Annotated in this window: 13 protein-coding genes; 7 read left to right on the top strand and 6 right to left on the bottom strand. The window is 68.2% G+C overall.

From position 1 onward, the window contains the following. Positions 1-3 precede the first annotated feature (3 nt). The 6 genes from dhaM to ABLG96_RS07850 all read left to right on the top strand — a co-directional run bounded on the left by dhaM (position 4) and on the right by ABLG96_RS07850 (position 6,623). A complete protein-coding gene (gene dhaM, locus ABLG96_RS07825; protein ID WP_353650802.1) occupies positions 4-2,499 on the top strand; it encodes a dihydroxyacetone kinase phosphoryl donor subunit DhaM in 2,496 nt (831 codons plus the stop codon). Between the two features lie 4 nt (positions 2,500-2,503). Further along, positions 2,504-3,046, top strand: a complete 543-nt coding sequence (locus ABLG96_RS07830; RefSeq protein WP_353650803.1) for a DUF4240 domain-containing protein — start codon at positions 2,504-2,506, stop codon at positions 3,044-3,046. Then, entirely contained in the window at positions 3,043-4,008 is a 966-nt protein-coding gene (locus ABLG96_RS07835; RefSeq protein WP_353650804.1) for a nucleoside hydrolase, read from the top strand. The genes ABLG96_RS07830 and ABLG96_RS07835 overlap by 4 nt, the downstream gene beginning before the upstream one ends. A 76-nt stretch (positions 4,009-4,084) precedes the next feature. Next, complete coding sequence (locus ABLG96_RS07840; protein ID WP_353650805.1) at positions 4,085-4,684, top strand: cysteine hydrolase family protein; 600 nt, start codon at positions 4,085-4,087, stop codon at positions 4,682-4,684. Positions 4,685-5,013: 329 nt separating this feature from the next. Beyond that, on the top strand, positions 5,014-6,009 hold the full coding sequence (locus ABLG96_RS07845) for an RNA polymerase subunit sigma-70 (protein WP_353650806.1): 996 nt from the start codon (positions 5,014-5,016) through the stop codon (positions 6,007-6,009). Further along, positions 6,006-6,623 (top strand): MBL fold metallo-hydrolase, encoded by a 618-nt coding sequence (locus ABLG96_RS07850; RefSeq protein ID WP_353650807.1) that lies wholly within the window; start codon positions 6,006-6,008, stop codon positions 6,621-6,623. The genes ABLG96_RS07845 and ABLG96_RS07850 overlap by 4 nt, the downstream gene beginning before the upstream one ends. Before the next feature lie 189 nt (positions 6,624-6,812). On the opposite strand, the gene ABLG96_RS07855 is transcribed toward ABLG96_RS07850, so the two are convergent. The 4 genes from ABLG96_RS07855 to ABLG96_RS07870 all read right to left on the bottom strand — a co-directional run bounded on the left by ABLG96_RS07855 (position 6,813) and on the right by ABLG96_RS07870 (position 9,067). Then, a complete protein-coding gene (locus ABLG96_RS07855) occupies positions 6,813-7,034 on the bottom strand; it encodes a hypothetical protein (RefSeq protein ID WP_353650808.1) in 222 nt (73 codons plus the stop codon). 323 nt (positions 7,035-7,357) lie between these two features. Continuing rightward, positions 7,358-7,639, bottom strand: coding sequence for a helix-turn-helix domain-containing protein (locus ABLG96_RS07860; RefSeq protein ID WP_353650809.1), 282 nt, complete (start codon positions 7,637-7,639; stop codon positions 7,358-7,360). Further along, complete coding sequence (locus ABLG96_RS07865; RefSeq protein ID WP_353650810.1) at positions 7,636-8,040, bottom strand: VOC family protein; 405 nt, start codon at positions 8,038-8,040, stop codon at positions 7,636-7,638. Before ABLG96_RS07865 ends, ABLG96_RS07860 begins: the two co-directional genes overlap by 4 nt. A gap of 139 nt (positions 8,041-8,179) precedes the next feature. Then, positions 8,180-9,067, bottom strand: coding sequence for a class I SAM-dependent methyltransferase (locus ABLG96_RS07870; protein ID WP_353650811.1), 888 nt, complete (start codon positions 9,065-9,067; stop codon positions 8,180-8,182). Between the two features lie 373 nt (positions 9,068-9,440). Here ABLG96_RS07870 and ABLG96_RS07875 point away from each other — a divergent pair, with 373 nt between their 5' ends. Further along, positions 9,441-10,706, top strand: a complete 1,266-nt coding sequence (locus ABLG96_RS07875; RefSeq protein ID WP_353650812.1) for an alpha/beta hydrolase — start codon at positions 9,441-9,443, stop codon at positions 10,704-10,706. 820 nt (positions 10,707-11,526) lie between these two features. Here the strand turns inward: ABLG96_RS07875 and ABLG96_RS07880 are convergent. Both ABLG96_RS07880 and ABLG96_RS07885 read right to left on the bottom strand, forming a co-directional pair. Next, the gene (locus tag ABLG96_RS07880) at positions 11,527-12,621 is read right to left on the bottom strand and encodes a hypothetical protein (protein ID WP_353650813.1); all 1,095 of its coding nucleotides are present in this window, start codon (positions 12,619-12,621) and stop codon (positions 11,527-11,529) included. Position 12,622: 1 nt separating this feature from the next. Continuing rightward, positions 12,623-13,069, bottom strand: a complete 447-nt coding sequence (locus tag ABLG96_RS07885) for an RNA polymerase sigma factor (protein WP_353650814.1) — start codon at positions 13,067-13,069, stop codon at positions 12,623-12,625. Positions 13,070-13,215 lie beyond the last annotated feature (146 nt).

The following is a 13,215-nucleotide window of genomic DNA, read 5'->3' on the forward strand; positions in this document are numbered from 1 at the left end:
GAGATGACCGTCGCCCTCGTCCTGGTCTCGCACAGTGCGGCGTTGGCGCGTGGGGTCGCTGAGCTGGCTGCGCAGATGGCGCCGTCGGTCACGATCCTGGCGGCCGGCGGTGGCGACGACGGCGGTCTGGGGACATCGTTCGAGCTGATCTCGGATGCCTTGCAGCGCGCCGACAATCCGGACGGAACGGTGGTGCTGTACGACCTCGGGTCGGCCGTGCTGACGACCGAGACGGCGGTGGAGTTCCTCGACCCGCAGGATGCCGACCGGATCACCGTGATCGACGCTCCGCTCGTCGAGGGAACCATCGCTGCTGCAGTGACCGCCGAGGGTGCGGGCGACCGGGCGGCGGTCGCGGCTTCGGCCCGCTCGGCGATCGGATCCTTCGGCGCAGGACCCGACGGCGCCGCGGCGGTGGAGCAGGTCGCTGCCGGTGACGAGGGTGCCGGAGAGGAAGTTGCCGGGGGCTCAAGTGTTCCGTCCGGCGGGTTCGGTGCGGACCAGGACGACGCGGACATTCCCGCCGGGATCCCGGACTCGGCAGACGTCGAAGTCGTCAACCCGCTGGGACTGCACGCCCGCCCGGCCGCGGAACTGGCCAGGTCGCTCGCCGGTACCTCCGCAACGGTCCGGATCGGGCGTCCCGGTGGCCCCGCCGTGGATCTGCGCTCGGTGCTCGGGGTGGTGGGCCTGGCTGTACGGGGCGGCGACGACGTCAGGATCAACGTCTGGGGGCCGGACGCGATCCTGGTGCTGGGCCGGCTGGTGAAGCTGGTCCGCGGCGGGTTCGGCGAGATCGCCCATCATCGTGCGGCCACGGTGGTGACCCGACCCGAACCGTCCGCTCGGATGGTGGACGGAGTGGTGACCGCGACGGCGGGATCACCGGGCCGGGCGATCGGCCCGCTCGCGCGGCTGGATGCACTGCCGGAGACGCTCCCGGCCACGGCCGATCCTGCGCCGCGGACCGGCAGGGACCGGGACATCGAGGAGCACCGGCTCGACTCAGCGATCGCAGCGGCGGCCAAAACCCTTGCCGGACAAGGTGAGTTCGGCCAAGCACACGCGGCGCTGGTGGCCGATCCGAAACTCCGGGCGCTCACCGAACAGAAGCTGGAACGCGGCGCTCCCGCCGCCTGGTGGGACACCGTCGTCCAGATCTCCCGCGAGTTGGAGGCCAGTGACGACGAGCTGATCGCGTCCAGGGGGATCGATCTGCGGGAGGCGGGCGTCGCCGTCCTGGGCGAGCTCGGTGTGCACCTGGACCGGATCCCCGACGACCTCCGCGGAGCAGTGGTGCTGGCCGGCGAGTTGGGGCCGGCCGAGATCCCGGAGCTCGTCGGGCGGGGCGCCGTCGCCGCGGTGCTGGCCACCGGCTCGACGACCGCCCATGCCGTGATCGTCGCTCGCGGCCTCGGTCTGCCCATGGTGATCCGCTCCGGCGACGTCCTGCAGTCGGTGGCCACCGGAACCACCCTCGTCGTCGACGGCGACACCGGGACGGTGCTGGTGGATCCGCCGCGCGAGCAGCGGGAGGAGATAGTTTCATCCATCGCCGAGCAGGCAGCGGTCGCCGAGCGGCTGCGCGGTGAGGCCCGTCGACCGGTCGTGCTGGCCGGGGGTCGCGAGGTCCTGGTGGCCGCCAACGTGGGATCGGTGGCGGATGCGATCGCGGCGGTCGACAACGGTGCTGACGGTATCGGGCTGCTGCGGACCGAGCTGCTGGTGCTCGATCGGGACGAGTATCCCGACGAGGACCTGCAGACGGCGAACCTCGTCGAGATCCTGCATCCGATGGGTGACCGGCCCGTCGTGATCCGGGCCCTCGACGTGGGCGGCGACAAACCGCTGGCCACGCTGGACGTCGATGCCAGACGCAACGGCTTCCTCGGGGTCAGGGGTCTGCGTTTCCTGCTGGAGAACCCGGAGATCCTGCGCACCCAGCTGCGGGCGATCTGTCGGGCGTCCTTCGGACACCACGTCTCGGTGATGGCGCCGATGGTCACCGTGCCGCACGAGGCCAAGCAGTGGCGGGAAGCGGTCGCGTCGGCGGTCGATTCGCTGCGCGCGGACCGTCTGGAGTTCGCCGTGCCGGAACAGGTCGGGATCATGGTCGAGGTCCCGGCGGCGGCGCTGGCCGCGGACGGATTCGCGGGCCTGGTGGACTTCTTCTCGGTCGGCTCCAACGACCTGACCAGCTACACGATGGCGGCCGACCGGACCGAACCAGGGGTGGCCGATCTGCTCGACCCGGGATCGATCGCCATCCGCCGACTGCTCGAGCAGCTGTGCGCGGCAGCGGCAGCGGCTCACATTCCGGTGGCGGTCTGCGGCGAGATGGCCGGCATGGACGCATTCGCGGTCGACCTGGTGCGGCTCGGGGTCGGCGAGCTGTCGATGGCCCCAGCCCGGATCCCGCAGATCAAGGCATTGCTCCGGGAGACCTTGGGTGGGCCCGCGGGGGTGGCTGCGGGCGAGGCCCCGGATGCGGAAGAATGACGCCATGACAGCGACCGTCCCGTCCGAGAAGCCCGCCGACGACTCTGCTGCCGGCTCCGGGGACGAACTCGGTGCCACCGATCCGGCCACCCGACTCACTCCGGAACAGTTCTGGCAGTATGTCGCCGAGCTGGGCGGCCGCGCCGAGCCCGAGGGCTTCGCCGCGCTGATCGAGACGCTGGCCCAACTCCGCAGCGCCGCCATCTGTTCTTTCGCCGACCACCTCGCGACGGCGCTGTACGCACTCGACTCGCGGGACCGGATGGCGCAGCCGATCCGCGACACCGCGGACGGTCCCGACAGTCCCGCGTTCCCGCTGTCCAAGGAGGTCTTCCTCTACGCCCGTCTCGCGGTGGTGGTGGCCGGGCGCGAGACCTGGCAGCGGGTCGCCGACGATCCGTCGGCGATGGCCGGGACCTGGGATCTCGGCGCCGAGGAGCTGTTGTACGTCGCGCCCGCAGCCTTCGCCCAGCGGACCGGGTCCGACTGGACCCACCGGACCGAGCTCGATCACACCACCGGCAGCAACGCCGACGGGTGGGCATGACCGCGGTCGGGACAGTGGCGCACCCGGCGCCGCGGAAGATCATCATCGACTGCGATCCCGGGCATGACGACGCGATCGCCATCCTGTTGGCGCACGGCGACCCGAACATCGAGCTGCTGGCGATCACCACGGTCGCCGGCAACCAGACGATCGAGAAGGTCACCCGCAACGCGCGGATCATCGCCACCTTCGCCGGAATATCCGGGGTCCCGATCGCCGCCGGCTGCGGCGGACCGCTGGTCCGGCAGCCGTTCGTCGCCGCACACATCCACGGCGAGAGCGGCCTCGACGGGCCGGTGCTGCCGGAACCCACTGTGCCGCTTGATGATCGGCATGCGGTCGACCTGATCATCGACCTGGTGATGGCACACGAGCCCGGCTCCATCACGCTGGTGCCGACGGCACCGCTCACCAACATCGCGCTGGCGATCCGCAAGCAACCGGCCATCGTCGAGCGGGTGCGAGAGGTGGTGCTGATGGGTGGTGGCGACGGATTCGGCAACATCACGGCCGCCGCCGAGTTCAACATCGCCGTCGACCCCGAAGCGGCCCAGGCGGTCTTCGCCGCTCCGTGGTCGGTGACGATGGTCGGCATCGACACCACGCACCAGGTGCCGGCCACTCCTGCTGTGCGGCAACGGATCCGCGCGGTGGACACGACGTCGGCGCGGATGGTGGAGGCGATGTTGGAGTTCTACACCGCTGCGTACGCCCACGAGTACCGCTTCACCGCACCGCCGGTGCACGACCCCGTGACGGTCGCCGCAGTGATCGATCCGGACCTGCTCACCACCCGTCCCGCGCATGTCGAGGTCGAGCTCGCCGGCACCCACACCACGGGCATGACGGTCTGCGACTTCTACGGCCGCGGCGGCGCCGAGCTGCGCACCGCCGTCGCGCAATCGGTGGACGCAGATCGGTTCTGGGATCTGGTGATCGCCGCCCTCGCGCGCTGCGAATGAGGGTGCGGCCGGATCTTGTCGGTTGCTGTCGGTCGGCACGCTGGTGGCCACCGCAGTGGCCGACTGTGATGGAACCATGACACTCCCCGCGGCGCCGTGCGCCCTCATCGTCATCGACGTCCAGGACGGATTCTCCGACACCCGGTTCTGGGGGCCGAGCGTGAACCCGCAGGCCGAGTCGAACATCGAGGCCCTGGTGAGCTGCTGGCGCGCCCAGGACCGCGGTCCTGTGGTGCTGGTACGCCACGACTCCGTCCACGTGGATTCGCCGTTGTTCACCGGCTCCGAGGGCAACAGGTTGCAGTCGTTCCTGGACGAGGGTGCGGCCGAGCTGTTCGTCACCAAGTCGGTGAACTCGGCGTTCTACGGTGATCCGGATCTGCATGCCTGGCTGCAGGAGCGCGAGATCGCCGAGCTGGTGCTCTGCGGGATCCAGACGAACATGTGCGTCGAGACCACTGCTCGGATGGCCGGGAACCTCGGCTATCTCGTCACCGTCGCGCTGGACGCCACCCGCACCTTCGACATGACGACCACGTTGCCGGACGGCGAGCGGATCACCCGGACCGCGACCGAACTCATGCTCACCACCGCGCTCAACCTGGCGGCCGGTGGGTTCGCGACCATTGCCACGTCTGCGGAGCTCGTCCGGCCCCGCTCGGACGGCACCGGCTGAGGAAGTGTTGATCGGTCACGCGGGCCGGGAAGCTGGATTCGGCTGCCTTGAGCCGAACAATCACCACCGCGAGATGCACCACCACGGCGAGGCCGAAGGCGAGGATGCTCTGCAAGCGGTCTTGGTCCATCACCGGGAGAGACCTAGGATCCCAGTCCGAAGAAGTGCGTCCGATCCAGCCGGGGCCGCAGCGAACGTGCACCTGCACCAGCATGGACGTTCGGTTCCCGCCGGCGCGGGCTCGTCCGCGATCGGACGCACGACTCGAGTGATGCTGCCTGCTCGACGCGCGATGATGAGTTCCCCATGTGTGTGCCGTCATATAGGACATGAACATCGATACCGACGACCTGACCACACTCGACGAGCGCAGCTTCGGCGCCCGCGTCGAGCCGCACCGCCGCGAACTGCACGTGCACTGCTACCGCCTGCTCGGATCGTTCGACGACGCGGAGGACCTGGTGCAGGAGGCGTTCCTGCGCGCGTGGCGCCGCCGCGAGACCTATGCGGGGCGGGCGTCCGTCCGCGCCTGGCTGTACCGCATCGCGACCAATGCGTGCCTGGACGCACTGGACAAGCGACCCCGGCGTCCGTCTGCGGACGGGGAGGTCGCGTGGCTGCAGCCCTATCCGGACGACCTGCTCGCGCAGCTGCCCGATCATCGGGAGGGACCGGAGGACGTCGCGTTGAGCCGCGAGACGGTCGAGCTCGCATTCATCGCCGCGATCCAACACCTTGCGCCGCTTCCTCGTGCCGTGCTGGTCCTGCGCGAGGTGTTGGGGTGTTCCGCGAGGGACACTGCGGTCCTGCTCGAGACGACGGTGGCGTCGGTCAATTCCGCTCTGCAGCGCGCTCGCGGGGGGTTGCGGCACGCGCTGCCGGAGGACCGCGGGGACTGGCGCGCCGACGCGACCGCGGTCGAGCAGGCCCTCCTGGCGCGGTACGTCGACTGCACCGAACGTGTCGATCTCGAGGGGTTGGCCGCGCTGCTGCACGAGGACGCGCGGTTCTCGATGCCGCCCGAGCCGGGTATGTGGGTCGGGAAGGAGGCTGTCGTGACGTGCTGGGCCGAGGGCGGCTTCGGTTCCGACGCGTTCGGCAGCGTGCGCTGCGTCAAGACCCGCGCGAACGGTCAGCCCGCCGTGGCCGTCTACGTGCGTCTTCCGGGTGGTTCCGACTACGCCGCCCTGACGCTCGAAAGTCTGCGGTTCCGGGACGGCGCGGTCGCCGACGTCGTCAACTTCGACCGCTCCGTTCTCCCGCACTTCGGCCTGCCGATGACCCTCGACACGGTGCAGTCAGTAGGGACAGTGGAGACGTCATGAGCATCACCGTCACACCCGTGCTCGTCGCGGATCTCGGCATCGGGGGCGAGCGCATGCCGGTGTACGCCCATGTCATCGACCATCCCGATGCGCGGGTGCTCATCGACACGGGCATCAGGGAGCTGCATCCGTTGACCGTCGACCTCGACCCGCGACCTCGTCCGCCCCACGACTGGGGCATCGATCTCGGCAGCATCGACCTCGTGGTCAACACCCATCTGCACTTCGACCACTGCGGCAACAACCATCTGTTCGCCGGCACGCCGATCTATGTGCAGCGCCGGGAGCTCGACGACGCCCTGACCCTGGACGACTACACGATCCGCGATTGGGTCGACGCTCCCGGCGCGCAGTACATACCGGTCGACGGCGAGTTCGAACTGCTGCCCGGGGTGCAGCTTCTGCCTGCGCCCGGTCACACGCCCGGCACTCAGATCGTTGTCATCAACACCGGCGGCCCACCGATCGTCATCGGCGGCGATGCGACGGTCTGGTTCGGCGAACTCGACGAGCCACGCACCGACGGGCAGCGCCTGATCGTGGCGCTGCAGCCCGAATCGGTCTGGCTCACGCACACACACGACCCGTGGCGTCCGCGCACCGACCGTGAGTAGCCGGTGGAAGGTGATGGGCCTCCTGCCGCTGCCAGGTCGAGGAGGAACAACCCGATCGGGACGGTCCATCGACCCAGCTGCAGCAGCGGGCCCACCGGTACAACGGCATCGGATTCGAGCTCGACTGGGCCCGAACGAGTCGACCGCTACGGGCAAGGATCCCTCTCAGCGCTGGCGGGGGTCGGGTTGTCAGGCGAGTCCCAGCAGTCCGATCCCGGTCACGAGGGCCAGGACGCTGGCGGTGCAGGCGGAAGCGTTTCGGTGCGCCCCCGGCACAGCGACGGCTACCAGAGCGACCACAGCAGCCGCCGGGATCAGCCACGGGTACGTCCCCGCGCCCGCCCCCACGAACTTGCCGAGGACGACCCCGACCCACGCGAGGACCGCGACGATGACAGACGTCCAAGGCATGATTCCACGCGCCCTTTCGACGACGAGGGAAACTGCAGCTGCTGCCCCCAACAACAGGGAGTAGCGACCGATCACGTACTCGGATGTCTCTTGCCGCGGGGAGAGCGCGTAGCTGTCTGAATCGTTCCGAGTCCCAGTCGGGTGCTCATTCAGCAAGGGAGCCACGATGATCGACGACATCGGCTACCACCTGCGAGCGTCGCGGACGTGATACTGCCGGCTGCGACCTGGATGCGCTGGACCGACCCTTGTCGTCAGTAGGCGTTGGGTTGTTGAGACGCCCTGTCAGCACAGGCTTCGCGCGCCGCGCGAGCACGGCGCACCTACTCGTTCTCCTCGCCCCATCGTCCGAGCGCGACGATCGCCTCACGCAGAGCGAAACCGCGATCGGTCAGCGCGTAGGCCCGGGTGTTGTGCCGCAAGGGCAGCCGGGACAGCACGCCGGCCGCCTCGAGCTCACGCAGGCGCGTTGCGAGCATGTTCGTCGGCACTCGGAGATTGCGCTGCAGATCGCCGTAGCGCTGCGGCCCGTCGAGCAGCCGCTCCACGATGAGCAGAGCCCACCGTGCTCCCACGACGTCCAGGGCCGCGGCGAGGTCACTCACGTGGTCGGATCGGCGTCCGGCTTCATCCAGAACGGCGAGTAGTGGTATCCGTCGGGGTCATCGAACTGACGCTGGTACATGAAGGGGTAGTCGTCGGTGTCACCGATCCGGCCGCCGGCGGCGCCGGCTTGCTCGACGAGCTCGTCGACCGCCTCACGGCTGCCGAGATCGAAGGAGACCGTGACCTTCGAGGGGGTGTGGGGTCCGCCGACCAGCTCCTCGACTCCGCCGACGCTCGCGTACATCTCGCGGCTGCCGAGCATGACGTGCTGCTCGGGTCCGATCGCGAAGCACGACACGTTGTGATCTGACATCTCGGTGTTGAGGGTCCAGCCGAGAGCGTTGTAGAAGGCGGTCGCACGCTCGACGCTCTCGACCGGACAGGTGATGAAGAGGCTCATGCGGTCAACACTTGCAAAATACAAGCGGATCGTCAAGTTTCCGGCCCTTCCTCCGGCCAGACCGTGTCGTCGGAGAGCTTGCGTTTCCGGGCAGGTCCCGAGACGCAGAGAGGCCAACGCCTGTGAGCATCATCCGAGGTCAGCCCTTGACGGCCTTTCGTCCAATGGTGAAGGCAGGGAAGCCCGGCGGAGTCGGGGCGGAAGTGATCTCGCTGAGTCCGCCGTTGAGTAGAAGCTGACTTGCCTGGTCGTTGTCCAGGGCCGTTCCCCCGTAGGAGATGGTCTTGAAGCGGTTCAGTGCGTCCTCAAGGGGGTCACCCGAGAACTTGCCGTGCCCCAGCGTCAACCAGCCGCCGGGGACCAACGCGTCGACGACTCTCCGGACGCCCTCGCGAAGGGCTTGCTCGGGGATGAACGGTGCGGGCATCCAAGCGAACGCGTACGTGTCCGTTTCATCCAACGTGCTGACGTCCTGCTCCCGAAGGATGACTCGGCCCCCGGCCGTGCTCGCGCTCACGTTGGCCGCAGCCAGCGCGAGCACTCGGGGGAGGACGTCGATGCCTACCACCGCGATGTGCGGGTACTGCTCAGCCCAGAACACCGCCATCGCCCCGACGCCGGTGCCGACATCGAGCACCCGCGGATGGTCAACGATGCCCAAGGCTTCCGCCAACCCCGGCAGCATCAGGCCTTGCCGTGCCAACTGTGCGGCTCCTTGGGCGCTGGCTCTCCCCTGCGCGAGCAGGGCCTCGTCGGACTGGCTCGCCCACAGCTGCTCCTCGCCCCCGAGGAGTGCAGCGACCTGAATCATGGATGCGGTCGCTTGTGAGGCCACGACGTCGGGATCCAGGGGCCCGAGATCGGAGGACGTCTCGAGGTCCAGGATCCGAAGCACCTCCGCGGCCGCCGCCCGCGCCTCGGGGGAGCCGAAGCCGCGGATCCCCATGATCAGCGCCGCTGTCGACCACATCGACTGGTCGGAGGAGCGCACGAAGCTTTCGAAACGCTCCTGTTCGGCCGCCGGCATCCGCTCACTGTCCCATAGGTCGCGATGCAGAGCGCCGAGATCATGGCTCGCACTTTCTCAAGGTGCCGACGGACATTCGCAACGGATTGGGCCATCCGCCGAAAGCTCCTCCGCCACTTCGGGGAGTTGGACCGGTGGAACTCGGGCTCTTCAAGGCCGTCGATTCCTTGGTGTGGTACGACCAGGTCGACCCCGAGGGTGTGCAGATCCTGGGCCGGGTCGATGTGTTGCTCGACAGGCCCATCCGTGATGGGTTCAGTTTCGAACTTCCGGAGTGGCAGCGTTGCAAGACGTGGCTGCATGCGGAGGGTCCAGCCAACGGCCCTTTCCGAACCAATCGCGGCTTGTGCTCACGCGCCGCGTCGGAGGACTCATGATCACTCGCCCATCCATCCGTCGATTGGCCCGGTCCGCGCTCGTTGCGGCAGCGGTGCCCCTGACCATCCTGGCCACCAGTGTCTCCGCGTCGGCCTCTCCGGGAGACACCGTCTCGAGCAACGACACCGTTCGCCAGTTCGGGGTGTCGTTCACCGTGCAGAACGTCAACCGTTCCGCCATCGAGTGCGCGGCGGACGGCAAGACGTACACGGTGCGGGGTCACATCACCGCGCCGGTCCAGTCGTTCACCGATCCGCAGGCTGTCACCGTGTTGCTGCACGGTCTGAGTTACGGGGAGTTCTTCGGGAATTTCGACGCGGTGCCCGGCTACAACTTCGCCGAGAGCCAGGCGATGTCAGGTCACACCACCGTCACCATCGACCGTCTCGGCTACGGCAGCAGCGGCAAACCTGCCGGCAAGGACATCTGTTTCGGGTCCCGGGCGGACATCGCCCACCAGATCGTGCAGCAGCTGCGGGCCGGTTCCTACACCGTCGACGGGATCCAGAGCCCGAAGTTCCGGCAGGTCGTGCTGGCAGGACACTCGGTCGGCGGCCTGATCGCGCAGGCTGAGGCGTACAGCTTCGGCGACATCGATGGGTTGATGGTGTTGTCGTACTCCGACACCGACGTGAGTCCCGCAGCCAAGGGCGCACTGGCCGTAGCCACCCAGGAGTGCCAAGCGGGCGGCCAGAAACAGGACGGCACCACCGGCCCTGAGGGTTACGTCTACTTCGGCGCGCAGACCCCGGAGAAATTCATCGAAGCGCACTTCTACGTCAACAACGCGGATCCGTCCGTCGTCGACGCGACCGCCGGCCTGCGGAGCCGCGACCCCTGCGGCGACGTGCTGTCGTACAAGACGGCCGCAGCCACCAACCTGAAGAACCTGTCGAAGATCAGCGTTCCGACTCTCGTGTTGATCGGTGGCGCCGACGCGATCTATCCCGTCACCGCCGACAAACAGGCTGGGCTGCTGACCGGCAGCACCGACGTCACTGCTGTCACCATCCCGTTGACCGGCCACGCTGTGGCGCTGCATCGCACTGCGGATCTGTTCTCTTCCGACGTCGCGGGATGGCTCGCCAAGCACGACTTCGGTGGCTGGGCGATGCCCGTCGGCGCCCCGAACACCGGAGGCGGCAGTACCGCCGCGCAGGGCCCTGCCGGTGACACCGGGCGGGCCGTCCTGCTGACCACCGGTATGTTGTCGATCCTTGCGGCTGCGGCCGTGCTGTTCCGGCGCCGCGCACACCGGTGAGCGATCTTCACCTACCCGTATTCCCGGTCTCGAACTCGCAGGACTTGGCGGACGCCCACGACGCGCCTGATCGGGCGACTGTCACGGCGTGTGCGTCCCCGGGTTCGTCCTAGCCGGAGGCGACCGCTGATGCACCTGAATCCGAATTCAGGTGCGCCAGCGGTCGCCGCTGCAATGGGCCACCTGGTGGTCGGGCCCAGGTTGACGCCACGCTCATGCGCAGCCGCGACCACGTCGGCAGCCCGGCCCGGTACCGAACGCGTTACCGCACTCCAGCCGGACAGGCGCCGCAAGAGGCGGGGCGGCGCCGTCCAGCTCACCGGCGGCGATCTGGTCGGCGGCGCCACTTCGGAGTGCTGCAACTATGTCGACATTCAAAGTGCCGTAGTCATCCAAGACCGGAATGAAGCGGTGGTCGCCGGCACCCCTGGTCGGCAGTGATGTCTGCCCGCCCGAGTTCGAACACGCACCCATCGGTGTCGACAATGACGTCCCCGTAGAACCCGGTCGGGGTTGCATCGCAGTGCGAGGCGAGGACTCGACGTCTCGCACCATGTCGGCGAACGACGTGTGCTTGCCCTTCCTGCTCATGCCGCCAGCGTGCCTCACCTGCCATGACGAATACCGGGGTCACCGAGCACGGCGGTGCCTGCGAAGCGTGCAGCAGACCCGGATTGCACCTGACCGATGGTGCATCGTCGCTGTCGATGCTGCGCCACTACTGACCCCTTGACGCCGGGCGGCTTCGAGTGCTCGTCCAGCTGGGGCAACCGCCGTTTCAGGGCGGATAGCACTGGCGCACTGGGCTTTTGCGGTGGGATCAGCCCCTGGACAGTTCGCGCAGGAGATCGTAGAAGCCCTTGTCGGGGTCGACGAGTTGCGATCCGGCGGCGCCGAGGTCGAGGGCGACGCCTGCGCCGCCGAAGTCTGAGTCCCAATGGGCGGTGTAGGTGTGCCCGTCTGTGGCGGTGAAGGTGATGTTGAAGGTCGCGCCGCCGGTGGTGCCGGAGTAGGTCAGTGCAGGCTTCAGCGGGGCCCGGTTGAGGTAGTCGATGAGCTCGTCCGCAGCGGCCTTGTCGATGGTGCGGGTCTTCGCCTCCCTGGGGTCGTTGGGCTTCCAGTTCAGCTCGGTGCGGGTGATCTGCGCGGCGGGGATGAAGGCTTCCTTCGGATGTACGTCTCGGTGGTAGCCGGTGGCAATCACGTCAACTCTGGTGGTGTCGATGTTCACCTCGCTGAACCGGATGGCGACCTGGGGTTGCACGAAGGTGTCCCGGGCGGCGGCGAGTTCCGGGGTTGTTCCGGCTGGGTACAGCGTGGAATCGATCAGCGTGAGTGGTTGCGGGGCGCTGGCCGTCGGCACGTTGGTCTGGTACCAGGCGATGACGTCCGTGATGGGGGCGGGGACCGAGCGGCTGCGGGTGTAGGACCAATTCAGTGCGCCGACCACTGTGGAGCTGTCCGTGGGTGGCCCCGCATCGGGTTGGACGATCACACCGGTGGCAATGGCGCGCAACAGATCCATGTCCGACGCCAGGGTGTTCGCTGGCTGGGTGTCGCCGGCCGAGGGATTGCTGGTACGGGTGCTGGTGGGTGGTGCACTCGTAGCCGGTGGCTGTGTGACCCCGGTGGGCGCGGCGTCCCGGTCGCTGCGCGATCCGGTCACGTTGGTGGTCAGGATCGCGACCGCGGCGACCGCTGCGGCGATCAGCGAGGCAGCAAGCACCGCTCGCTTCCTGGACGCCCGCAGTGTCGGTGCACGAACGACGATGGGCTTGGGCTCGGCTGCGCTGGTCTGGGTGCTCGTTCCGTCGCTGTTCAGGAGTGCCCGGGCGGCGGCGGTGAGGCTTTCGGGGATGGGGGAGTGGTCGTAGGCCTCTCGGACGGCCAGCTGCAGATCGTGCTGACTGGTCATCTCAGTTCTCCCGTTCCGTGGGGGTGAGGTCGCGGGTGAGTTGCCCGACTGCTTCGCGTCCGATGCGCCGGATCGTCCCAGGCGGCCGCTGCAGGATCGCGGCCACTTCATGGAACGGCAGATCCTCGAGGTAGTGCAGCACGATCACCAGTCGGTGGGTGCCGGGCAGCCGAGCGAGTGCGCGTTGCACATCGATGCTCGCTTCGATGTCGCGGTCCGTGGTGGGGTCACTGGCCGATCCGAGTTCGTCGGCGTTCGTGCGCAGGATTCGGAGCCGGTCGGTGGAACGGCGGTGCTGGTCGTACACGGCGTTCGCGACGGCGGCACGAATGTAGGGCCACGTCAGCTCGGTCGCGGGTTGCGCGCTCCACAGCTTGAGGAGCAGGTCGTGGCTGATGTCCTCAGCGACGTGGCTGTTACCGGTCATGGCCAGGGCGAGGCGGTACATTTGCGGGACCGCAGCGACCAGTGCGTGTGGATCCACCACCTGCCCCGTTTCGCTCACACAACTCAGACGCGCCGGCGTCCCCGAATGTTCACGACCGCCAGGATCGTCGTGCCGGTCCACCACAGACAGCAAGCCCGTCACGTCGA

Origin of the sequence: Nakamurella sp. A5-74, assembly GCF_040438885.1 — a bacterium.
Classification (GTDB): domain Bacteria; phylum Actinomycetota; class Actinomycetes; order Mycobacteriales; family Nakamurellaceae; genus Nakamurella.